Raw genomic sequence first — 20619 nt, forward strand, 5'->3', positions numbered from 1 at the left:
TCATCACCGCAGGGTCAGATAGTCGGGGGAGGCCATGGTCAGCAGGATCGCGATGCCGACCCGGTTGATCGCGCCGTTGGTGGCGGCGGCCGACACGCTGTCGACCGCGCCCCGGATCGCGGCCAGCGTCGCGGTGGAGAGCTGCCCGGCGGCGAGGACCAGGTTCACCTCGTCGACCAGCGCCTGTGCATCGGCCGCCTTGGTCAGGATCGCGCTATAGTCCGCCTTCACATCGCCGGTGCCGTTGGCGATCAGGCCGTACATATAGTTCACATAGCCCATGACGCTTTGTTCGTTGGTGATCTGGAACTCGGGCGCGACCAGCCCGGCGCTGGCGATGCTGGTCCCCGCCGGGGTGTAGCCGGGGCGGTAGAAGTTGAAGACCGAGGGGCTGCGGCCCTTGCTCTGTCCCAGCCGGTTGGCGGGATTGGAGGTGTCGCCGATCGCCCAGCCATTGGACGGCGAGGTGACGCCGAAGGCGCGCGCCCAGCCGGTCAGCCGCAGCACCGGCTCGCGCAGCTTGCCCGCGGTGGTGGCGCTGGACAGGGTGCGGGCCTCGCTGTCGAGCAGGATGGCGCGGATCACCGCCTTCATGTCGCCGCGCACCCCCTGGCCGTTGTCGGCGAACGCGGTCGCGACGCGGGTGACATAGGCGGGCGAGGGATTGCTGGTGACGAGCCGCTGGATCAGCTGTTTCGAGATGAAGGGCGCGACGTTGGGATGCGCGAAGATCGTGTCCAGCGCCGCCTTGATCCCCGCCATGCCGCCGCCCGAGACGGTCGTGCCGAGAAAGCTGGACGCGCCGGTTTCGTTCAGCGCGGCGTTCATCACCAGCGGCTGGCGATAGCGCGCCGGGGTCGAGCTGTCGTTCGTCGCGGGGACCAGCCCGGTGAAGATGCGCGCCAGTCCCGACACATCGGCCTGATTATAGGTCTCGACCGGCTGCCCGCCGTTCAGCCGGGGCGATCCGTCCATGTTGAGCTGATAGAGGCCGAGCGTGAACAGCTGCATCAACTCGCGCGCGTAATTCTCGTCGGGCTGTGCGCCGGTCGCGGCATTGGCCTTGCGGTTCGACAGATAGGTCAGATAGCTGCCCATCGCGAAGCTGGTCGTCACCGCGCCCAGCAGGTCGCGATAATTGCCGAAGGCGTTGTCGAGCAGGATGTCGACATAGGCCGCCATGCTGAAGGCGCGCCATGCATCGTTGATGCCGTCCACCCCGACGACGAGGATGTCGAGCAGCGCCATGCCCACCCGCTGGCGCAGCTGGTCGGGCTCGACGATCATCTGGCGCCACAGCGTCGGGTCGAGCCCGGCGAGCGAGTTGCGGTTGGCCGCCGCGTCATAGCCGTTCGCGGTCAGCCAGTCCCAATGGCTGGTCGCCCGCGCCATCGCGAACTGATCGGTCAGCCAGCCGTCATAGCCGCGCGACACGACCGCATCGATCCCGCTGCGGGTCGCGCCCATCGTCGCCTGCGCCAGGAACCGGCTCGCCTCGGTGGTGGTGGGGGAGGGGGTGACGACGACGACCGGCGTGGTGGTCGAACCGCCCGCGCCGGTGCCGGTGGCCCCCGCGCTTCCGCCGCCCCCGCCGCCACAGGCCGCAAGCGCCAGCAGGGGCAGCATCGCCGCGCCGCTCGCCCCGTGTCGCGCGATCGGACCCGGCCCGCCTGCCCCATGATCGGACAGGAGGAAGTCCGCGTCCCCGTCTCCGGTCGCCTCCGCCGGTCGGATGCTGACCGTAGGTTCGTCCCGCTGCATCGCCGCGCTATCCCGCCAACCCGCCGCCCGTCGCGGCAGGACGATATGTGCCGCATCTGTGGATAACAATCGGTGAAAGGTTCCGCCGTTCGTCGCACCCCAGGGGCGGCTGGCGGCATCACGGGCTCCATATCGGCATGGCGGACATGCAAAAGACCCCGGAGGCGATGCTCCGGGGTCTTGCAGGGGCGGTGGGGAGCCAGGGGGTCAGTCGATGCGCGGCAGCGTCTCGAACTGGTGATAGGGCGGCGGGCTGGACAGCGTCCATTCCAGCGTCGTCGCGCCCTCGCCCCATGGATTGTCGCCCGCGGGCTTGCCCGCGATCAGCGACCAGATCAGGTTGATGAAGAAGATCGCCATGCCCGCCGCCATGATCTCATAGCCGTGCGTCGCGACCTTGTTCCACAGCGCGAAGGCATCCGGATAGTCGGGGTAGCGGCGCGGCATGCCCTGGAGCCCCAGGAAGTGCATCGGGAAGAACAACAGGTTCACGCCCGCGAAGAAGACCCAGAAATGCAGCTGGCCGAGCAGCTCGCTATACATCTTCCCCGACATTTTCGGGAACCAGTAATAGAATCCCGCGAACAGCGCGAACACCGCGCCCAGCGACAGGACATAGTGGAAGTGCGCGACAACATAATAGGTGTCGTGCATATAATCGTCGATGCCGCCGTTCGCGAGCACCACGCCGGTCACGCCGCCGACCGTGAACATGAAGATGAAGCCGATCGCCCAGACCATCGGCGTCTTGAAGGTCAGAGAACCGCCCCACATGGTCGCGATCCACGAGAAGATCTTGATGCCGGTCGGCACCGCGATGATCATCGTCGCGGCGGTGAAATACATCTTGGTGTTCACGCTCAGGCCGGTGGCGAACATATGGTGCGCCCACACGACGAAGCCGACCACGCCGATCGCGACCATGGCATAGGCCATGCCGAGATAGCCGAAGACGGGCTTGCGGCTGAAGGTCGCGATGATCTGGCTGACGATGCCGAAGCCCGGCAGGATCATGATGTACACTTCGGGATGGCCGAAGAACCAGAAGAGATGCTGGTACAGGATCGGGTCGCCGCCCCCGGCGGGATCGAAGAAGGTCGTCCCGAAATTGCGGTCGGTCAGCAACATGGTGATCGCGGCGGCCAGCACCGGCAGCGACAGCAGCAGCAGGAACGCCGTCACCAGCACCGACCAGACGAACAGCGGCATCTTGTGCAGCGTCATGCCCGGCGCGCGCATGTTGAAGATGGTGGTGATGAAGTTGATCGCCCCCAGGATCGACGAGGCGCCCGCCAGATGGAGCGACAGGATCGCCATGTCGACCGACGGCCCCGGCTCGCCGAAGGTCGATAGCGGGGCGTATGCGGTCCAGCCCACGCCCGCGCCCGACCCGAAAAAGGGCGAGGCGAGCAGCAGCGTGAAGGCCGGGATCAGCAGCCAGAAGGACACGTTGTTCATGCGCGGGAACGCCATGTCGGGCGCGCCGATCATGATCGGCACGAACCAGTTGCCGAACCCGCCGATCATCGCGGGCATGACCATGAAGAACACCATGATGAGGCCGTGTGCTGTGATGAGCACGTTCCACAGGTGCAGCGACTGGTCGAGGCTCTGCGCGCCGCCGTGCAGCATCCCCGCCCAGATGCCCAGATACTGGATACCCGGCTCGCGCAGCTCGGCGCGCATCAGGCCCGAGATCGCGCCGCCGATGATCCCCGCCACGATCGCGAAGATCAGATAGAGGGTGCCGATATCCTTGTGGTTGGTCGACAGGAACCAGCGCGCGAAGAAGCCGGGCTTGTGATCGGCGTCATGATGCGCGTGGTGATGGTCGTCATGACCGACGAAAGCCGATCCGGGGTGAAGTGCGGTGTCGGTCATGGCTTATTGTCCAGCGTTGCCGGGGCCCGCCGGATTGCCGGTGGCGCCTTGCGCGGAAGAGGGGGACTGGGCGGGCGTGGAGGCGTTTTCGGCCGGACCCGTCACCGCGTCGGCGGCATTGGCCTGCGCCGCTTCGGCGGCCGAACCCTCGGCCCCGGGCTGCGGAATGACCGAGGAGGAGGGAGCGGCCGAACCCGGCATCTTGCCGCCCTTGGCCGCGACCCATGCCGCGAACTGCGCCGGGGGCACCGCCTGCACCGCGATCGGCATGAAGGCATGGCGCGCGCCGCACAGTTCCGAACATTGCCCGAAATACAGGCCCGGCTTCTCGATGGTGAAGCTCGTCTCGTTCAACCGGCCGGGCACCGCGTCCAGCTTCATCCAGAAGGCCGGGATCGCCCAGCTATGGATGACGTCGTTGGAGGTGGTGATGAGGCGGATCGGCACGCCCACGGGCAGGACGATGCGATTGTCCACCGCCAGCAGGCGCGGACCGTCGGCATCGGTGCGCGCCCGCTCACCCGGCGCCACCTGATCCTTTTCCTTCAGCATGTTGGCGGTGATCTCGATCCCGCCATGATCCGGATATTGATAGGTCCAATACCATTGGTTGCCGATCGCCTTCAGCGTGACCGCACCGGCGGGCGCGGGCTTGAACTGCGCCTGGAGCAGCCCGATCGAGGGGATGGCGATCAGGACCAGGACGACGACCGGGCCCAGCGTCCACAGCACCTCGACCAGCGTGTTGTGGCTGGTCTTGGACGGCACCGGATTGGCGGCCCGGCGATAGCGGAAGACGACCCAGGCGAGCAGCAGCAGGACGAGCACGCAGATCGCGGTGATGACCGGCACCAGCACGCCATTGTGCATCCAGTGCGCGAACTCGCCGTTCTTCGTCACCTGCGGCTGGAGCCCGATGCGGCCGTCGATCGGCAGGCCGACCTGCGGGTCGATGGTGGTCGCGGGCGCGCCGTCCTGCGCCAGCAGCGGGCTGGTCGGGGCGGCGGTGGCGGGCGCGGCGGCGCTGGTCGGCGCGGTGTTGGCGACGCCCGCACCCTCGGCCGCGGCCTGGGGGACGGGCCGGGTGGGCGCGGCCGGAGTCGCAAGGGCGGTTCCCGACAGCGCGGCGCATCCCATCCCGGCGGCGATCGCGATCGCCTTCATCCGTCTGGGCATCCTCATCCTCCGGGGTCCGGACATGCGCTTGGCCTCGCTCATCCCGCTCTCGTCTCCCATCTCCCTCGCCCGCCCATCGTGGTCCGACGGGTCGCGGGCGGGGCGTCATGTCGTTCTTGTTAGATGGACTATAGCACGGGACCGCGCCCCCTCAACCCATAGCTGTCGCGACCATGATTGCGCCCGCGCAGGCGCGATCCTATGAGGCCGGGTCATCTGATAACGACCTGCCGGAGTTGCCCCGCATGACCGATGACGACGTCCTTGCCGAGTTCCGCGCCGCCGAGGCGCTCCTCGAGGGGCATTTCATCCTGTCCTCGGGCCTGCGCAGCCCCCGCTATCTGCAATGCGCGCGCGTCCTGATGGACCCGGCGCGCGCGGCGCGGCTGTGCGAGGCGGTGGCGGCCAAGATTCCCGCCGAGATCAGGGCGCAGATCAGCGCGGTCGTCGCCCCGGCGATGGGCGGCGTGATCGTCGGCCATGAAATGGCGCGCGCGCTGGGCGTACCGGGCATGTTTCTGGAGCGGCCCGAGGGAACCTTCCACCTGCGTCGCGGCTTCCGGCTTGATGCAGGTCAGAAGGTGCTGATGATGGAGGACGTGGTCACCACCGGGCTGTCGAGCCGGGAGGCGATCGCCGCCATCGCGCGCGAAGGGGGGCAGACGATCGCGGCGGCCTCGCTGGTCGATCGTTCCAACGGCGTCGCCGATCTGGGCGTGCCCTTCTTCCCGCTAATCCGGCTCGACGTGCCCAGCTACAGCCCCGATAAGCTGCCGCCCGAACTGGCCGCGATCCCTGCGATCAAGCCGGGGAGCCGCGCGGCGGCATGAGCGGGCATCTGCGGCTGGGGGTCAATATCGACCATGTTGCGACCGTGCGCAACGCGCGCGGGGCGGGCTATCCCGATCCGGTCAAGGCGGCGCTGCTCGCGGCCGAGGCGGGGGCCGACGGCATCACCGCGCATCTGCGCGAGGACCGGCGGCATATCACCGATGACGACATCGCGCGGCTGTCGGCCGAACTGACCGTGCCGCTCAACCTGGAGATGGCGGCCACGCAAGAGATGCTGGCCATCGCGCTGAAGCATCGTCCGCACGCCGCCTGCATCGTCCCCGAAAAGCGCGAGGAGCGCACGACCGAGGGCGGGCTGGACGCCGCCGGGCAGTGCGAGTGGCTGGCCCCGATGGTGGCGCAGCTGGGCGAGGCGGGCATCCGCGTCTCGCTGTTCATCGAACCCGATCCCCGCCAGATCGAGGCGGCGCTGGCCCTGCGCGTGCCGGTGGTCGAGCTGCACACCGGCCGCTATGCCGAGCTGGACGGCGAGGACCGCACCGCGGAACTCCGCCGCCTGTCGGACGCCGCCGCGCTGGCCGCCAAGAACGGGATCGAGGTCCATGCCGGTCACGGCCTGACCTATGACAATGTCGCCCCCATCGCGGCGATCCCGCAGGTGCGCGAGCTGAACATCGGCCATTTCCTGATCGCCGATGCGGTGTTCGTCGGCCTGCCCGAAGTGGTCCGCAAGATGCGCGCCGCGATGGACGTGGCGCGGTGAATCCTCCCCGGCACGGGGAGGGGGACCAGCCGCAGGCTGGTGGAGGGGGAGCGCCCCAGATGGCTCGCGTGGTGGAGAACCCCCTCCACCACCGCTCCGCGGCGGTCCCCCTCCCCGTACCGGGGAGGATGTCATGATCATCGGCCTGGGCTCCGACCTCTGCAATATCGAGCGTATCCAGGCCGCGCTCGACCGGCATGGCGGCCGGTTCGAGGCGCGCTGCTTTACGGATGTGGAGCAGGCCAAGGCGGCGAAACGCCCCTTCACCCGCGCCGGCACCTACGCCAAGCGGTTCGCCGCCAAGGAGGCCTTTTCCAAGGCGGTGGGCACCGGTTTCGCGCAGGGCGTGTTCATGCGCGACATCGGCGTCGTCAACCGACCCGGCGGCGCACCGACGCTGGTGCTGACCGGCGGCGCGCGCGAACGACTTGACGCGATGACCCCGCCGGGCCACGTCGCGCATATTCACTTGACCATGACCGACGATCACCCCTGGGCGCAGGCCTTTGTGGTGATCGAGGCAAGACCGGAAGTTTCCGCATGAAGGACGCGGTGTTGGATACCAACCAGGGCTCGCCCACGGACCAGCCGGGGCCGCAGCCGTCGGATTCCGCGCCCCGACCCAGGAAGCGCACCGACTGGTGGTCCGAGGTCAAGGGGCTGTTCTGGCTGCTGCTGATCGTGCTGGGCTTTCACAGCTTCATCGCCAAGCCTTTCTACATCCCGTCCGAATCGATGCTGCCGGGCCTGCGCGTCGGCGACCGGCTGGTCGTCAGCAAATTCGCCTATGGCTGGTCCTTCGTCTCGCCGACCATCCCCAATCCGGTGGCGATCTTCAAATCGGTCGTGCTGCACCAGCCGACCGACAGCTGGAGCTTCCAGCTGCCCTTCATCCATGGCCGCCTCTTCGGCTCGCTGCCGACGCGCGGCGATGTGGTGATCGTGACGCCGCCGGGGACTCACAACGACTATATCAAGCGGGTCATCGGCTTGCCCGGCGACCGGCTGGAGGTGCGCGACGGCACCGTCATCCTGAACGGCCAGCCGGTGAAGCGCGGGCCGCTCCATTATGTCGACATCCCGGTCGACACCAACAGCCCGTGCAACGCGTCCGACTATGGCGACGGGGCGAAGGTGCGGCTGGCGAGCGGCCAATGGGTCTGCCACCTGCCGATCGTGACCGAGACGCTGCCCAACAACCGCCGCTACGACACGGTCGAGCTGGGCTGGAGCCCGGGCGACAATTACGGCCCGATCACCATCCCGGCCAATCATGTCTTCCTGATGGGCGACAATCGCGACCGTTCGGCGGACAGCCGCTTCTCGCTGGCCGAACTGGGGCTGGGCGGCGCGGTGCCCTATGAGAATATCGGCGGGCGGGCCGAGTTCGTGACGTTCAGTCTGGACGGCGATGCGACGCTGAACCCGCTGACCTGGTGGGGATCGCTGCGCTCGGGCCGGGCGGGCACCTCGCTGCATCCGGCCAAGGCGGACTGAGCGCCATGACCGACCCGGCCCCGCTGACCGACGTCCCCGCACCGATCGAATTTCGCGAGGGCTTCGTCCGGCGGGAGCTGACGCGCGCGGCGATCTGGCTGGGGCTGATCGCGGGCATGGCGATCGCGGTGTTGCTGGTCCAGCCGCTGCTGGTGATCTTTGCCGGGCTGGTCTTCGCCACGCTGCTCGACGGCGGCGTGCGGCTGCTCGGGCGGGTGTTGCCGATCGGGCGCGGCTGGCGACTGCTGATCGTCGTGCTGGCGGTGACGGCGTTCCTGCTCGGCACCTTCTTCCTGACCGGCGTCGAGATGACGCAGCAGGTGACGCAGCTTCGCTCGACGCTGGAGACCCAGGTCGGGCGGTTGACCGAATGGCTGGCGTCGCAGGGGCTGATGCCCGGCACCTCGGACATCAACGGGCTGGTGAAACAGTCGCTGGGATCGATCGGGCGGCTGACCTCATGGGTGGGCACGGCGGTCGGGGCGATCACCTCGGCGTTCATGATCCTCATCATCGGGTTGTTCCTGGCGATGGACCCGGAAGGCTATGCGCGCGGCCTGCAATGGATGGTCCCGCGCGCCGCGCGCCCCGAATTCGCGATCACCCAGGCGCGCGTCATGAGCACGTTGCGCAAGCTGCTCGCCGGGCGGCTGCTCGGCATGGCGGTGGAGGGGGTGCTGACCGGCATCGCGCTGATGATCGGGGGCGTGCCGATGGCGCTGCTGCTGGGCATCATCGCGGGCATCCTGGCCTTCATCCCCAATATCGGCGCGATCATCACCGGCACGCTGATGATCGCGGTCGGCTTTTCGGCGGGAACCGATGCCGGTTTCTGGGCGATCGGCACCTATCTGGTCGTGCAGACCTTTGACGGATATGTCGTGGTGCCGATGGTCGCCAAGCGGACGGTCGACCTGCCCCCCGCGCTGACCCTGTCGACCCAGATCATGGCGAGCGCGTTGTTCGGTATCCTCGGGCTGGCGCTGGCCGACCCGATGACCGCGATGGCCAAGTCCGCGCTACAGCGCCGGTCGGAGCGCGAGGCGGCGCGCGACGGCGACAGCGCGCGCGCCGAAGCGGACATTGCCTGACGCCAGCGCCTGGCGGTTGTGCCGGGCGGTGACGATCGAATCGAACAGCGCCAGATAGCGGTCGGGCGAATCCTGCCCCGGCTGCGGCACGGGATCGGGGCGTGGCGCGACCGGGTCCAGCCAGTGGCGGAGCGCCGCGACCAGCCCCGCCAGATCCTCGCGCGCGACGACCGTGCCCAGCGCGGGGTCGCGGACGATCTCGCGCACCGCCGGGCTCGAATCGGTCGCGACGACCGGGGTCCCGACCGCCAGCGCCTCGCGCAGCACGCCGGGCACGCCTTCATAATCCGACGCCAGCGCCACCACCTGCGCCGCCGCCATCGCGGCGGGGGCGTCGGCGCTGTGTCCCGGCAACGTCACGCGGCCGGCGAGGCCTAGCGCGGCGATCTGTGCGGTCAGCGCGGGGCGCAGGCTGCCTTCGCCCAGGATGGTCAGCCCGATATCGGGCGGCAGATGAGTCATCGCGGTGATCAGCCGGTCCCAGCGCTTCTGCGGCTCGAGTCGTCCGACACCCAGGATCCGGCGACCGGGCGGGCGCGGCCGGTCGAGCGCCAGGTCGGGCAGCGCGGCGGGCGGGTTGGGGATGACCGCGACCGACAGCCCGGTGGCATCCTGCGCCGCGCGGGCGGTGGCGGGCGTCATCGCCACCAAGGCGTCGAGGAACAGCCGGTGCCGCGCCAGCCATTGCCGCTGGCCCCAGGCGAGGACGGGATGATGGTCGCCGCGATCCACCGCGTTCGACATCTTGGCGACGATCGGCGGGCAGGCCCCGGCCAGCCGCAACCGGCTCCATGCCGCCATGCTGGTATAATGGTTGCCGGGGCAGAAGATGATGTCGGGCCGCATCCGCCCGATCATCGCGGGCAGGGTGGTGCACAGCCCGGCATAGCTCTGATGCCCCAGCGTCACCGTCTCCACCCCCATCGGCACGCCCGCCTGGAACTGGCCGCTTTCCTCGCCCAGCACCAGCGTCACCCGGCGGCCGCGGTCCAGCCAGCCCTGGAACATCCGGCCCAGCGCCGCTTCCACGCCGCCGCGCATCGCCAGCGCGTAAGTCAGGATATGATCGGCTGGCATGGGCTCCCACGGGGACGATGGCGACAATGGGATGCGGCGATAATCGGCGCTTGTCGCTCAATTATGTCAGGATCAGCCCTATGGTGGACACAATCACCGGACAGAGATGAATTCTTATTCAGGTGCGAGAAAGCAGTGTTGAGGTTAGCGGGCGCCGCCGGCGCGCCGCCGCCGAGGAATCTCCCTAACGTGCAGAATGAACGAGATGATCCCATGACCCCGCAACAGGCGATCCCGTCTGCGACGAGCGGACCGGTGGCGCGCGACATGGCCGCGCTGGAGCCGCTGAAGACCGTGAAGAGCCGCTGGCCCGCCATCATCGGCGGGGCGCTGACGCTCGCCATGATCGTGGGGCTGGGGCATGAGCTGCTGGGGCGCGGGCTGGTCGGGCTGAGCCATTCGGTGCCAGCCAACCCGATGTTCTATGTCGTCTTTTTCGGCCTCTACATGGCGCTGCCGATCGGCGACTACATCATCTTCCGGCGGCTGTGGGGCATTCCGATCAGCGGCATGGCCGCGCTGATCCGCAAGCGCATCGCCAACGAGGTCGCGTTCAGCTATTCGGGCGAGGCCTATTTCTATGCCTGGGCGCGCGCCAATGCGAAGATGGTCGCGGCGCCCTTCGGCGCGGTCAAGGATGTCGGCATCCTGTCGGCGATCGCGGGCAATGCGATCACCCTGTTGATGATCGGGCTGGCGCTGCCGGTCGGGCGCGAATTGCTGACCGCCGACCAGTTGCGGCTGGTCTGGGGATCGATCGCGATCGTCATGGCGACCTCCTTGCCCTTCCTGATCTTCTCGCGCCGGGTCTTCTCGCTCGATCGCAGGACGCTCTGGTGGGTCTTCATGGTCCATTGCGTCCGCCTGATCGCCAATTCGCTGCTGGTGGCGCTCGCCTGGCATTACGGGATGCCCAGCGTGTCGCTCGGCATGTGGCTGTTCCTGTCGGCGGCGCGGCTGCTCGTCTCGCGCCTGCCGCTGGTGCCCAACAAGGACCTTCTTTTCGCCAATTTCGCGATCCTGTTGATCGGGCAGGATCAGGAATTGAGCGAACTGATCGCGTTCACCGCGGCGCTAACTTTGTTGGTCCATGTCGTGCTGATCGCCGGGTTCGGTCTGACGGCGTTGGTTCGAAAGGTGCGCGCATGATTCGCGTGATGAAGATGATGGCGGTGACGGCGGTCATGCTGGCGGCGATGCCGCAGGCGGCGGGCGCGCAGGTGCTGGGCAGCGATGCGGCGGCCTGCACCGGCGGCGGCGGCCCGGCGATCTTGGCCCGGATCGAGGGGTTGAAGGACCGCAAGGGCAATCTGAAGCTGGAACTCTATCCGGCGAACGAGGAGGATTTCCTGGCCGACGACGGCGTGCTGGTCCGCGCGGGCAAGACGTTCCGCCGTGTCCAGGTGCCGACGCCGGCGGGCGGTGGGGCGATCGCGATGTGCATCCGCGTGCCGCGCCCGGGCCGCTATGCGCTGTTGTTCACGCATGACCGCGATGGCAAGAACAAGTTCAATTTCTGGAGCGACGGCGCGGGCTTCCCGGCCAACACCAAGCTGGGCCGCCGCAAGCCGCCGCTCGAATCGGCGCTGATCGACGTGCCGTCGGGGGTGGCGACGGTGACCATTCGCGCCCAATATCTGCGGGGCCTGAGCGGCTTCGGCCCGGTCGAATAAGGGGAAGACGATGCGTATCGTCGACGTCAACGAATTCTACTCGCCCACCGGCGGGGGGGTGCGGACCTATATCGACCGCAAGATGTCGATCCTGGCCGAGATGGGCCATGAGCTGATCGTCCTGGCCCCCGGCACCGAGGATATGGTCGAGGAGCGTCCGGGCGGCGGCAAGATCATCTATATCAAGGCGCCGCGCCTGATCCTGGACACCAATTACGGCATGTTCTGGGACGGCGCGCCGGTGTGCCGCCTGCTCGACGAGCTGGACCCCGACATCGTCGAGGTGTCCTCGCCCGCCAAGCCCGCCTGGTTCGTCGCCAACTGGCAGGGGCGCGCGAAGAAGGTCTTCTTCATGCACAACGACAATGTCGGCACCTATCCGGTCCGCTGGCTGGACGGCATCGTCGCGCAGGAGCGGGTGGAGGACTGGTTCAGCTGGTACAGCCGCTACATGAACCGCTTCCTCGACCATTACGACCTGGTGCTGTCCAACGGCCCGGCGCTGGTGAAGCGACTCGGCAAGCGCGGCGTGCGGGTGGACGAGGGGATCCCGCTGGGGATCGAGCGGCATTTCTTCTCGCCCGACCACCGCGACGAACGGCTGCGCGCGGCGCTGCTGGCGCAGTGCGCGCTGCCCGAGGATGCGCATCTGCTGTTGGGGCTGGGGCGGCATCATCCCGAAAAGCGCTGGACGATGGTGATCGACGCGGTCGAGCGGGTGGCCTCCAGCCGTCCGGTCGGGCTGGTCCTGATCGGCGGCGGCGTCGCCAGCCGCGCGCTGGAGAAGCGGATCGCGGGCAGCCCGCATATCCGCCTGTTCCGCCCGGTCTATGACCGCCCGCGCCTGGCGCGGATCATGGCGAGCTGCGACGCGCTGGTCCATGGGTGCGAGACCGAGACGTTCGGGCTGGTGGCATCGGAGGCGCTGGCTTCGGGCCTGCCGCTCGTGGTGCCCGATTATGGCGGATGCGCCGAGGTCGCCAATCCGCTGTTCGCCGAGACGTTCCGCGCCCGCGACGGCGCGGCCTGCGCCGAGGCGATCGAGCGGCTGCTGGCGCGCGACCCGCGGGTGCTGCGCAACGCCGCGCGCGTCGCGGCGGGCAAGGTGTTCAGCGACCGCGACCATGCCGAGGCGCTGATCGCGCGCTACCAGCGGCTGCTCGACCAAGGCGAGCAGCAGCGGGCCGTCGCTTAAGCCGGAACGGACCTTTCGCACCGCTCGGGAGTCTGTCACCATGACAAAAATGTCATGGGAGACGGTCGGTGAGTCGTGGCCTCGCAGTCATGGTCGGCATCCTGCTGGTGTCTTCGGGCGTGGCCCAGGCCGCCGACCGTCCCGCGATCGAAAGCTGGGGCAAGCCCGGCGTCGGCTACGACCAGTACCGTGCTGATTCCATCGCCTGTGCCAAGGCCGGTTATTTCCGCGACGTGTCGCAGGACGAGCCCGCCAAGCGTTTCATCGCCGGTTTCACGGCGGCTGATAATGCATTGAACGGCGGCGGGACGGCTGGAGGCTGGACCGATTCGATATTGCGGACTCAACCCGATCGGCAGAAGCGCCTGCTCCACGCCATTCAAGTTGGCGATGTCGAACAATGTCTGGTCGACAAGGGCTATCGCAAGTTCAGCCTGACCAAAAGCGAGCAGAAGACGTTGAGCCGATATCCGAAAGGATCGGAGGCTCGGCGCCAGTATCTCCATGCCCTGGCCGCGCGTCAGGTGGCGGGGTCATGAAGCGGGTATGTTTCGCCCTTGTGCTGGCGATGTCGTCGGTCACGGCGTCGGCGGCATCGGATGGGCCCGTGGAAAGCTGGGGCAAGCCCGGCATCGGCTTTGCCCAATACCGCGCCGACGCGATCGAATGTGCCAAGACCGGCTATTTTCGCGACGTGTCGCAGGACGAACCGGCCAAGCGTTTCATCCGGGGGTTCGAGACGGCGGATCGCCTTTTGAATTTCCCGAGCGCTTCCGAAAGCGATAGCTGGGGCGATTCGGTCCGGCGAACGCAGCCCGACCGGCAGAAGCGCGACCTTCAGGCAATTCAGGTCGGCAATGTCGAGCAATGCCTGACCGGCAAGGGCTATCACCGCTTCACCCTGACGCGCGCCGAGGTGAAGACACTGTCCCGCTATCCACGCGGGTCAGAAGCGCGGCGCCAATATCTTTACAGCCTCGCCGCGCGCTGATCAGGCGGCGAGCAAATCCGCATAGCGCGACGGCGTATGGGTCCTCGCCAGCCGCGAATAGGTCTTGTCGATGCTGTCGAGCAGCGCGGGCACGCCATTGTCGCCCGGATGGACCGCGACCCGCGCCACCGGCGTCGGGCGCAGGCCGTGGCGCAGTACGGCGGCGGCGGCGAGCGAGCTGAGCTGCCGCCCGCGTGAGCGACTCGCCCAGGTGACGACCGGCCCGCGCGCGATGATCTTGCCGTCGGCGGGCGTCCAGACGCGGAAATGATCCTCGGCCAGCCCGAATCCCGCATCGCCCAGCGCCGCCCGCGCCTCGTCCGAATAGAGCCAGGCGGGCGCGATGAAGCCGGTCGCGCGGCGGCCGATGATATCCTCGATCAGCGCGGTGCCGCGCTTCATCCGGCGCAGCGCCTCGGCGTGGGGCAAGCCGACGAACTCGCCTTCGCCCGCGGTCATATGCTTGGCCTTCAGCGCGGTCTTCTGATCGGTGTGGACCATGTCGTCCTTGTGCGACCAGCCATGGACGAACATCTCGATCCCCATGTCCGCCCAGTCGCGCAGGCGCGTGGCAAAGGGGGTGCCAGGCGCGATCGGCGCGCTGTTCCAATGGTCGGGGATGACCAGCATGGCCAGGCGCGGGCCGCCGAGATGGCCCGACAGCCGGTCGAACAGCGCATCGACCGCCCCCTCGAACCGGGGGGACACGTCATGGATCGAGGCGAGAAGGCGTTTCATCGCGTGGATTTATAGACGCTGATCATCTCATTGCCCATCGGCAGTTTCGCGGTCAGCCGGTATCCGTCCGCCATCGCCGCCATGATGCGGGCATGGGCGGCGGGCCGCTCGCCATTATAGGGCGGGCGCATCACGACCACGGCGGGGCGCCGGGCGAGGATCCGGGTGATCTCGGCATTCTGGTCGACGCCGGTCGCGCCCGCTTCGCGCGCCCGGCTGAGATGCGCGGGCACGATATAGCGCGACAGGGTGCAACGCTCGGTCGCGACATAGAGCATCGTGCTGCCCGAATAGACGTACAGACAACCCGGCCCCTTGCCGACCGCCTGGGTGAGTGCGGCGAACTCGGTCGCCTCGCCCCGCTCGTGGCGCAGGCTGAACAGCACGATCTGCCCGGCCAGTGCCACGGTGAGCAACAGGGCAGGGGTGTAGCGCCGCCGCCACGCCGCGCTACCCAGCATCGCGGCGGCGGCCGTACAGGCGGGCAGCAGGATCGGCAGGCCATAATGGTCGAACCACGGCCGGAACAGCAGCACGCCGATCACGGCCGCGCCCAGCCAGACCGCGAGGAAGGTCCGCTCCTGATCGCGCTCCGCCCGTTTGAGGCCCAGGACCGCCAGCGTGACGATGGGGGAGAGGATCAGCACCATCTGCCCCAGATTGCCCGCCAGCTCCGCGATGGGATCGGGGTTGCGATGGAAGATCGACAGGAAATTGGCGTAGAGGAACGCGTCCCACTGGCCGATCGCGGCATAGACGCCCGCCGCCAGCGCGGTCGGGATCAGCGACACCAGGACCAGCGCCACGCCGTACAGGATCAGCGCGACCGGGCTCCGGCTCCGCCGCCACTCGCTGCCCAGCAGCCAGAGGCCGAAGACCATCCCCTCGAACACCGCCGAATATTTGATCTGGAGGACCAATCCGACCAGCGCCATCGCGGCCAGCCCCAGGCTGCGCACCCCTCGCCGATCCGATTCGAGGATCGCCCAGGCCGCGCCCATCATCAGCAGATTGTAGAAGACCGGCGCCTGCCCGCCCTGTCCGCCGAGCAGGCCGAGCCACAGGATATAGGCGATGCCCGCCGCCGTCGCGCCCGCGCCCCAGCCGAGTCGCTCCGCCATCCGCGCGACCAGCCATCCGGTCGCGACCACGCTGGCCAGCGCCATCGCCTGATAGGCCCAGATGCCCGCCGGAAACCCGAATGCGGCGGGCACGGCATAGAGGAGGAACAGCCCGATCGGCTTGCGGTCCCACACATCGACGAAGGGCCAAGCGCCCTGCCACATCGCGTGGCCGGTGAAGAAGTAGAACTCCTCGTCCACATGCACCACCGGATTGCCGAAGGTGGCCACGCGGGCGAGGATCGCTACGGCGAGCAGGATGAGGAGGCGGTGGTTCGCCGTGGCGGGGCGATTGCTAGGCAGTCTCGACATTCGGATAGGTCCAGGATCATTCCTCCCCTGCAAGGGGAGGGGGACCATGCGAAGCATGGTGGAGGGGTGTCCCCGGCGGCGGGGGTATCCCTGTCCTATCTGGCCGGGACACCCCTCCGTCAGGCCTGCGGCCTGCCACCTCCCCTTGCAGGGGAGGAAAGGGAATTACCGCGTTGCGGTGACGAAATAGTCGAGCGCGGTCGAGTCGCTGACCATGAACCCCTTGGTCGGCGAATAGCTCAGCCCGCGCACGTCGCGCACCTTCAGTCCCGCCTGGGTCAGCAAGGCGGTCAGTTCGTCGGGGGTCAGGAATTTCGACCAGTCATGCGTGCCCTTGGGGATCGCGCCCGTCCCCTCCGCCAGCGTGATCAGCGCCAGTTTCGACAGCGGCGTGCGGTTGGGCGTCGACAGGATCATCAGCCCGCCGGGCGCCAGCGCATCGGCCAGACCGCGCACGAAGCGCGCCGGATCGGCGACATGCTCGATCACCTCCAGCGAGGTGACGAGGTCGAACGTCTCGCCCGCCAGCCCCTCGACGCTGCCCGCGCGGTAATGGATCGCCAGTCCCGATTGCGCGGCATGGGCGGCGGCGACCGCGACATTCTCGGCCGCCGCGTCCAGCCCCGTCACCTCGGCGCCCAGGCGCGCCAGCGGCTCGCACAGCAACCCTGCCCCGCATCCGACATCGAGCGCACGCTTGCCCGAAAGCGGCGTGAAGCCCTGCCCATCGGCATCCCAGTGCAGATCGATCTGCTCGCGGATATAGCGCAGGCGCGGCGGGTTCAGCCGGTGCAGCATCGCGCTCGACCCCTTGGGGTCCCACCACTCGGCTGCCATCTTTCCGAAATGTGCGGCTTCGGCGCCGATAATGGTAGAATCGTTCAAATGGCTTGCGTTCGTCATGGGGGCTACCTATCAGGACCGCCGTTTTACCCCAAGGAGATTGGCAAAAACCGCATGGCCCGTATCGTGATGAAGTTCGGCGGCACCTCGATGGCCGGAATCGAGCGCATCCGCAACGTGGCGGCGCGGGTCAAACGCGAGGTGGAGGCTGGGCATCAGGTCGCGGTCGTCGTCTCCGCGATGGCGGGCGAGACCGACCGGCTGGTCGGTTTCTGCCGCGAGGCCTCGTCGCTCTACGATCCCCAGGAATATGACGTCGTCGTCTCGGCGGGCGAACAGATCACCAGCGGGCTGCTGGCGATCACGCTCCAGGCGATGGGCGTCCCGGCCCGTTCGTGGCTGGGGTGGCAGTTGCCGATCCACACCGACACGGCCTTCGCGAAGGCGCGGATCGGCGAGATCGACACGACCGCGCTCGACGAGAGCCTGGCGGCGGGCGTGGTCGCAGTCATCCCCGGCTTCCAGGGCGTGGCCGAGGGCAACCGGGTCACGACGCTGGGCCGCGGTGGTTCGGACACCAGCGCGGTCGCGGTCGCTGCGGCGATGAAGGCGGAGCGGTGCGACATCTATACCGATGTCGACGGCGTCTACACCACCGACCCGCGCATCGTGCCCCGCGCGCGCAAACTCTCGAAGGTCACCTATGAGGAGATGCTGGAACTCGCCAGCGTCGGCGCCAAGGTGCTCCAGACCCGATCGGTGGGTCTGGCGATGAAGGAACAGGTGCGCGTGCGGGTGCTCAGCTCGTTCGACGACGCACGGGACGAAGACGGACATCGCGGCACGTTGATCGTGGGCGAAGAGGAAATCGACGATATGGAACGCCAGCTCATCACCGGCATCGCGCATGACAAAAACGAAGCCAAGATCACCCTGACTGCCGTGCCGGATCGGCCCGGTTCGGTGGGCGCGATCTTCGCGCCGCTTGCGGATGCAGGCATCAATGTGGACATGATCGTCCAGAATATCGCGCATTCGACCGGCTCGACGGACGTGACCTTCACGGTCCCGTCGGCGGACCTCGCCCGCACCCTGGACGTGCTGGAAAAGGCGAGCGGTGACATCGGTTATGCCAAGATGGTCCACGATACCCGCGTCGCCAAGATCTCGGTCGTCGGCGTCGGTATGCGCAGCCATGCGGGCGTCGCCTCGACCATGTTTCAGACGCTGGGCGCGCGCGGGATCAACATCCTTGCGATCACCACCTCGGAGATCAAGGTCAGCGTGCTGATCGAAGAGGACTATACCGAACTGGCGGTGCGTGTCCTGCACACCGCTTATGGTCTGGACGCCGAGGCGGCGTAAATATTCGATCGACGTCCCACTACCGTCGCCCCAGCGAAGGCTGGGGCCTCTGGCCCGGGTTCGATCCGGTCCGCCAAAGATCCCAGCCTTCGCTGGGATGACGGTTATGAGGGATGGGTTCGCGCGAAGCCGCTAAGACGCGAAGCGTAATTAAGAAGAATGGTTCGCGCGGAGGCGCGGAGACGCGGAGGTGGTGTATCCGGTCGCGCCGCCGCTCCTTTTTTAACCATCGTTGATGAAGTGATGGCGCTGCCGCGCGCAGATCATCTCCGCGCCTCCGCGTCTCCGCGCGAACAAACTCTTGGCGTCATCGCGGCTTCGCGTGAACCAAATCTTGCCGTCCGCCGCGCTCCACGGCATGGAGCGCCGATGACCGACACCCTCACCACCACCACCGGCGAACAGCGTCTCGCCACCCGCATGGCGCGCGGCGCGGAATTTCTTGGCGCCGACATGGCGATCATGGCGGGTGCCATGTCCTGGGTGTCGGAGCGCAACCTCGTCTCCGCCATGTCCAATGCGGGCGGCTTCGGCGTGATCGCGTGCGGCGCGATGACCCCCGAACTGCTCGACACCGAAATCGCCGCGACCAAGGCGTTGACCATGCGCCCCTTCGGCGTGAATCTGATCACGATGCACCCGCAGCTGTTCGACCTGATCGCGGTGTGCGGCCGTCACCAGGTCGGCCACGTCGTGCTCGCCGGCGGCCTGCCCCCCAAGGGCGCGCTGGAGGCGATCAAGGAGACGGGCGCGAAGGTCATCTGTTTCGCCCCCGCGCTTTCCCTGGCCAAGAAGCTGATCCGCTCGGGCGTCGATGCGCTGGTGATCGAGGGGATGGAGGCGGGCGGCCATATCGGCCCCGTCTCGACCAGCGTGCTGGCGCAGGAAATGCTGCCCGAGATCGCGGCCCAAGTCCCCGTCTTCGTCGCGGGCGGCATCGGCCGGGGCGAGGCGATCGCCGCCTATCTCGACATGGGGGCGGCGGGTGTCCAGCTCGGCACGCGCTTCGTCTGTGCGACCGAATCGATCGCGCATCCCAATTTCAAGAAGGCGTTCATCCGCGCCTCGGCCCGCGACGCGGTGGCTAGCGTGCAGATCGACCCGCGCCTGCCGGTCATCCCGGTCCGCGCGCTCAAGAATGCGGGCGGCGAGCTGTTCACCGCCAAGCAGCGCGAAGTCGCCCAGTCGCTCGACGAGGGCAAGGTCGCGATGGCCGAGGCGCAGCTCCAGATCGAACATTACTGGGCGGGCGCGCTGCGCCGCGCGGTGATCGAGGGTGATGTCGAGCATGGCAGCGTGATGGCGGGCCAGTCGGTCGGCATGGTCACGAAGGAAGAGCCGATCGCCGACATCCTGGCGCAACTGATGGCCGAGGCCGCCGCCGCGCTGGTCGCGCGCACGGCCTGATCCTCCCTGCGCCGGGGAGGATTTCCAACCCTCGGAGATAAGGCTCGCTTCATCGCACGGGTTACGACGCGTTAACCTTGATTGGGCATGACGTCTCCAACAGCCGGGGGCGGGGTTTTCCAAGGATCAGGGTCATGGCGAGTTTGCGTATTGTATCGGGTATCGCGATCGGTCTCTCGCTGGCGGGATGTACCGCGCGCGAAACCGCCAAGGTCGCGCCGCCGCCGGTGATGGTGCCCGCCCCGCCGCAGGTCGCGCGCGCGCCGCTGCCGCCCGGCGCCACGCCGGGGATGCGGATCCCCGCGCTGCTGCCCGACGGCAATTACGCCACGCCCAACCGTTCGCTGACCAGCGCGGCGACGATCTGGCATCTGCGCTCGGCGCTGAACGTCGCGGCGCTGGCCTGTCGCGGGCCGGACGAGGGGCTGATCGTCACCCGCTACAACACCATGCTGACCACGCGGAAGATCGCGCTGGCTGCCGCCGAGAAACGCTATTCGGCCGAATATCAGGCGCAGGGCGGCGACTGGCGCGACCGCTATGACGATGCGATGACCCGGCTGTACAATTTCTTCTCGACCACCCCGGTGCGCAAGGGCTTCTGCGCCGCCGCCGATGCGGTGCTCGCCGATATCAGCAACGCGCCCACAGACGATTTCGAAACCAGCGCGGCGGCGCGGCTGGACCGGCTGGATGCGCCGTTCATCGCCTTCTTCCGCGCCTATGATGCGTGGCGCGCGGGGACGATGGTGCCGGTGCAGCGCACGACCGCGCCGCTCGCCATCGCCGCACAGGCCAATCCGCCGGTCGCGCAGGCCGGGGCGAGCGGCCCCGTGCTGTCGAGCCAGCCGGTCCCCGCCGCCAAGCCCTATGCGCCGCCGGTCATCAACCCGCCGTCGCTGAAGGTCGATTCCGCCGCGCTGCAATAAGCGTGGC

General features: G+C 68.0%; 20 protein-coding genes. 13 read left to right on the forward strand and 7 right to left on the reverse strand.

What is annotated here, in order from left to right; genetic code table 11:
• Nucleotides 1–3 precede the first annotated feature (3 nt).
• The 3 genes from QE360_RS06755 to coxB form a co-directional block, all read right to left on the reverse strand.
• The gene (locus QE360_RS06755) at nucleotides 4–1761 is read right to left on the reverse strand and encodes a DUF1800 domain-containing protein (RefSeq protein WP_309700256.1); all 1758 of its coding nucleotides are present in this window, start codon (nucleotides 1759–1761) and stop codon (nucleotides 4–6) included.
• Between the two features lie 207 nt (nucleotides 1762–1968).
• Nucleotides 1969–3642, reverse strand: coding sequence for a cytochrome c oxidase subunit I (gene ctaD / locus QE360_RS06760; protein WP_309690941.1), 1674 nt, complete (start codon nucleotides 3640–3642; stop codon nucleotides 1969–1971).
• A gap of 3 nt (nucleotides 3643–3645) precedes the next feature.
• Entirely contained in the window at nucleotides 3646–4806 is a 1161-nt protein-coding gene (gene coxB / locus QE360_RS06765) for a cytochrome c oxidase subunit II (RefSeq protein ID WP_309700258.1), read from the reverse strand.
• A gap of 257 nt (nucleotides 4807–5063) precedes the next feature.
• On the opposite strand from coxB, the gene pyrE reads away from it, so the two are divergent.
• From pyrE to QE360_RS06790, 5 genes are all read left to right on the forward strand, one after another.
• Nucleotides 5064–5648, forward strand: coding sequence for an orotate phosphoribosyltransferase (gene pyrE, locus QE360_RS06770; RefSeq protein WP_309700260.1), 585 nt, complete (start codon nucleotides 5064–5066; stop codon nucleotides 5646–5648).
• Entirely contained in the window at nucleotides 5645–6373 is a 729-nt protein-coding gene (locus QE360_RS06775; protein ID WP_309700263.1) for a pyridoxine 5'-phosphate synthase, read from the forward strand. The genes pyrE and QE360_RS06775 overlap by 4 nt, the downstream gene beginning before the upstream one ends.
• 133 nt (nucleotides 6374–6506) lie before the next feature.
• The gene (acpS, locus tag QE360_RS06780) at nucleotides 6507–6917 is read left to right on the forward strand and encodes a holo-ACP synthase (protein WP_309690932.1); all 411 of its coding nucleotides are present in this window, start codon (nucleotides 6507–6509) and stop codon (nucleotides 6915–6917) included.
• Entirely contained in the window at nucleotides 6914–7870 is a 957-nt protein-coding gene (gene lepB, locus QE360_RS06785) for a signal peptidase I (protein WP_309690930.1), read from the forward strand. The genes acpS and lepB overlap by 4 nt, the downstream gene beginning before the upstream one ends.
• A gap of 5 nt (nucleotides 7871–7875) precedes the next feature.
• The gene (locus QE360_RS06790; protein WP_309700265.1) at nucleotides 7876–8961 is read left to right on the forward strand and encodes an AI-2E family transporter; all 1086 of its coding nucleotides are present in this window, start codon (nucleotides 7876–7878) and stop codon (nucleotides 8959–8961) included.
• Here QE360_RS06790 and QE360_RS06795 read toward each other — a convergent pair.
• Nucleotides 8890–10038 carry a glycosyltransferase gene (locus tag QE360_RS06795; protein WP_309700267.1) on the reverse strand — a complete coding sequence of 383 codons (1149 nt, stop codon included), beginning with the start codon at nucleotides 10036–10038 and terminating at the stop codon, nucleotides 8890–8892. The two genes, QE360_RS06790 and QE360_RS06795, sit on opposite strands and share 72 nt — an antisense overlap.
• Before the next feature lie 213 nt (nucleotides 10039–10251).
• Between QE360_RS06795 and QE360_RS06800 the strand changes: the two genes are divergently transcribed.
• The 5 genes from QE360_RS06800 (at nucleotide 10252) to QE360_RS06820 (ending at nucleotide 13897) form a co-directional block, all read left to right on the forward strand.
• Entirely contained in the window at nucleotides 10252–11187 is a 936-nt protein-coding gene (locus tag QE360_RS06800; RefSeq protein WP_307101489.1) for a hypothetical protein, read from the forward strand.
• Nucleotides 11184–11711: a DUF2141 domain-containing protein gene (locus QE360_RS06805; protein WP_309700270.1), complete on the forward strand. Its 528-nt coding sequence runs from the start codon at nucleotides 11184–11186 to the stop codon at nucleotides 11709–11711. The genes QE360_RS06800 and QE360_RS06805 overlap by 4 nt, the downstream gene beginning before the upstream one ends.
• A gap of 10 nt (nucleotides 11712–11721) precedes the next feature.
• The gene (locus QE360_RS06810) at nucleotides 11722–12906 is read left to right on the forward strand and encodes a glycosyltransferase (protein WP_309700272.1); all 1185 of its coding nucleotides are present in this window, start codon (nucleotides 11722–11724) and stop codon (nucleotides 12904–12906) included.
• 68 nt (nucleotides 12907–12974) lie between these two features.
• The gene (locus QE360_RS06815; protein WP_309700274.1) at nucleotides 12975–13445 is read left to right on the forward strand and encodes a hypothetical protein; all 471 of its coding nucleotides are present in this window, start codon (nucleotides 12975–12977) and stop codon (nucleotides 13443–13445) included.
• Entirely contained in the window at nucleotides 13442–13897 is a 456-nt protein-coding gene (locus QE360_RS06820; RefSeq protein ID WP_309700276.1) for a hypothetical protein, read from the forward strand. The genes QE360_RS06815 and QE360_RS06820 overlap by 4 nt, the downstream gene beginning before the upstream one ends.
• On the opposite strand, the gene QE360_RS06825 is transcribed toward QE360_RS06820, so the two are convergent.
• From QE360_RS06825 to ubiG, 3 genes are all read right to left on the reverse strand, one after another.
• Entirely contained in the window at nucleotides 13898–14635 is a 738-nt protein-coding gene (locus tag QE360_RS06825; protein WP_309700278.1) for a polysaccharide deacetylase family protein, read from the reverse strand.
• Complete coding sequence (locus QE360_RS06830; protein WP_309700280.1) at nucleotides 14632–16068, reverse strand: hypothetical protein; 1437 nt, start codon at nucleotides 16066–16068, stop codon at nucleotides 14632–14634. The genes QE360_RS06825 and QE360_RS06830 overlap by 4 nt, the downstream gene beginning before the upstream one ends.
• Before the next feature lie 165 nt (nucleotides 16069–16233).
• A complete protein-coding gene (gene ubiG / locus QE360_RS06835) occupies nucleotides 16234–16971 on the reverse strand; it encodes a bifunctional 2-polyprenyl-6-hydroxyphenol methylase/3-demethylubiquinol 3-O-methyltransferase UbiG (protein ID WP_309700282.1) in 738 nt (245 codons plus the stop codon).
• 54 nt (nucleotides 16972–17025) lie between these two features.
• Here ubiG and QE360_RS06840 point away from each other — a divergent pair, with 54 nt between their 5' ends.
• The 3 genes from QE360_RS06840 (at nucleotide 17026) to QE360_RS06850 (ending at nucleotide 20612) form a co-directional block, all read left to right on the forward strand.
• A complete protein-coding gene (locus QE360_RS06840; RefSeq protein WP_294233037.1) occupies nucleotides 17026–18276 on the forward strand; it encodes an aspartate kinase in 1251 nt (416 codons plus the stop codon).
• A gap of 369 nt (nucleotides 18277–18645) precedes the next feature.
• Nucleotides 18646–19683 (forward strand): nitronate monooxygenase, encoded by a 1038-nt coding sequence (locus QE360_RS06845; protein ID WP_309700284.1) that lies wholly within the window; start codon nucleotides 18646–18648, stop codon nucleotides 19681–19683.
• Nucleotides 19684–19817: 134 nt separating this feature from the next.
• The gene (locus QE360_RS06850; protein ID WP_309700286.1) at nucleotides 19818–20612 is read left to right on the forward strand and encodes a hypothetical protein; all 795 of its coding nucleotides are present in this window, start codon (nucleotides 19818–19820) and stop codon (nucleotides 20610–20612) included.
• Nucleotides 20613–20619 lie beyond the last annotated feature (7 nt).

The sequence above is a fragment of the Sphingomonas sp. SORGH_AS_0789 genome (assembly GCF_031453055.1).
GTDB lineage: Bacteria > Pseudomonadota > Alphaproteobacteria > Sphingomonadales > Sphingomonadaceae > Sphingomonas.

Excerpts from the sequence above, each read along its gene's own strand:
- QE360_RS06755 (WP_309700256.1), bottom strand. The coding sequence starts at position 1,761 with ATGCAGCGGGACGAACCTACGGTCAGCATCCGACCGGCGGAGGCGACC.
- ctaD (WP_309690941.1), bottom strand. The coding sequence starts at position 3,642 with ATGACCGACACCGCACTTCACCCCGGATCGGCTTTCGTCGGTCATGAC.
- coxB (WP_309700258.1), bottom strand. The coding sequence starts at position 4,806 with ATGAAGGCGATCGCGATCGCCGCCGGGATGGGATGCGCCGCGCTGTCG.
- pyrE (WP_309700260.1), top strand. The coding sequence starts at position 5,064 with ATGACCGATGACGACGTCCTTGCCGAGTTCCGCGCCGCCGAGGCGCTC.
- QE360_RS06775 (WP_309700263.1), top strand. The coding sequence starts at position 5,645 with ATGAGCGGGCATCTGCGGCTGGGGGTCAATATCGACCATGTTGCGACC.
- acpS (WP_309690932.1), top strand. The coding sequence starts at position 6,507 with ATGATCATCGGCCTGGGCTCCGACCTCTGCAATATCGAGCGTATCCAG.
- lepB (WP_309690930.1), top strand. The coding sequence starts at position 6,914 with ATGAAGGACGCGGTGTTGGATACCAACCAGGGCTCGCCCACGGACCAG.
- QE360_RS06790 (WP_309700265.1), top strand. The coding sequence starts at position 7,876 with ATGACCGACCCGGCCCCGCTGACCGACGTCCCCGCACCGATCGAATTT.
- QE360_RS06795 (WP_309700267.1), bottom strand. The coding sequence starts at position 10,038 with ATGCCAGCCGATCATATCCTGACTTACGCGCTGGCGATGCGCGGCGGC.
- QE360_RS06800 (WP_307101489.1), top strand. The coding sequence starts at position 10,252 with ATGACCCCGCAACAGGCGATCCCGTCTGCGACGAGCGGACCGGTGGCG.
- QE360_RS06805 (WP_309700270.1), top strand. The coding sequence starts at position 11,184 with ATGATTCGCGTGATGAAGATGATGGCGGTGACGGCGGTCATGCTGGCG.
- QE360_RS06810 (WP_309700272.1), top strand. The coding sequence starts at position 11,722 with ATGCGTATCGTCGACGTCAACGAATTCTACTCGCCCACCGGCGGGGGG.
- QE360_RS06820 (WP_309700276.1), top strand. The coding sequence starts at position 13,442 with ATGAAGCGGGTATGTTTCGCCCTTGTGCTGGCGATGTCGTCGGTCACG.
- QE360_RS06825 (WP_309700278.1), bottom strand. The coding sequence starts at position 14,635 with ATGAAACGCCTTCTCGCCTCGATCCATGACGTGTCCCCCCGGTTCGAG.
- QE360_RS06830 (WP_309700280.1), bottom strand. The coding sequence starts at position 16,068 with ATGTCGAGACTGCCTAGCAATCGCCCCGCCACGGCGAACCACCGCCTC.
- ubiG (WP_309700282.1), bottom strand. The coding sequence starts at position 16,971 with ATGACGAACGCAAGCCATTTGAACGATTCTACCATTATCGGCGCCGAA.
- QE360_RS06840 (WP_294233037.1), top strand. The coding sequence starts at position 17,026 with ATGGCCCGTATCGTGATGAAGTTCGGCGGCACCTCGATGGCCGGAATC.
- QE360_RS06845 (WP_309700284.1), top strand. The coding sequence starts at position 18,646 with ATGACCGACACCCTCACCACCACCACCGGCGAACAGCGTCTCGCCACC.
- QE360_RS06850 (WP_309700286.1), top strand. The coding sequence starts at position 19,818 with ATGGCGAGTTTGCGTATTGTATCGGGTATCGCGATCGGTCTCTCGCTG.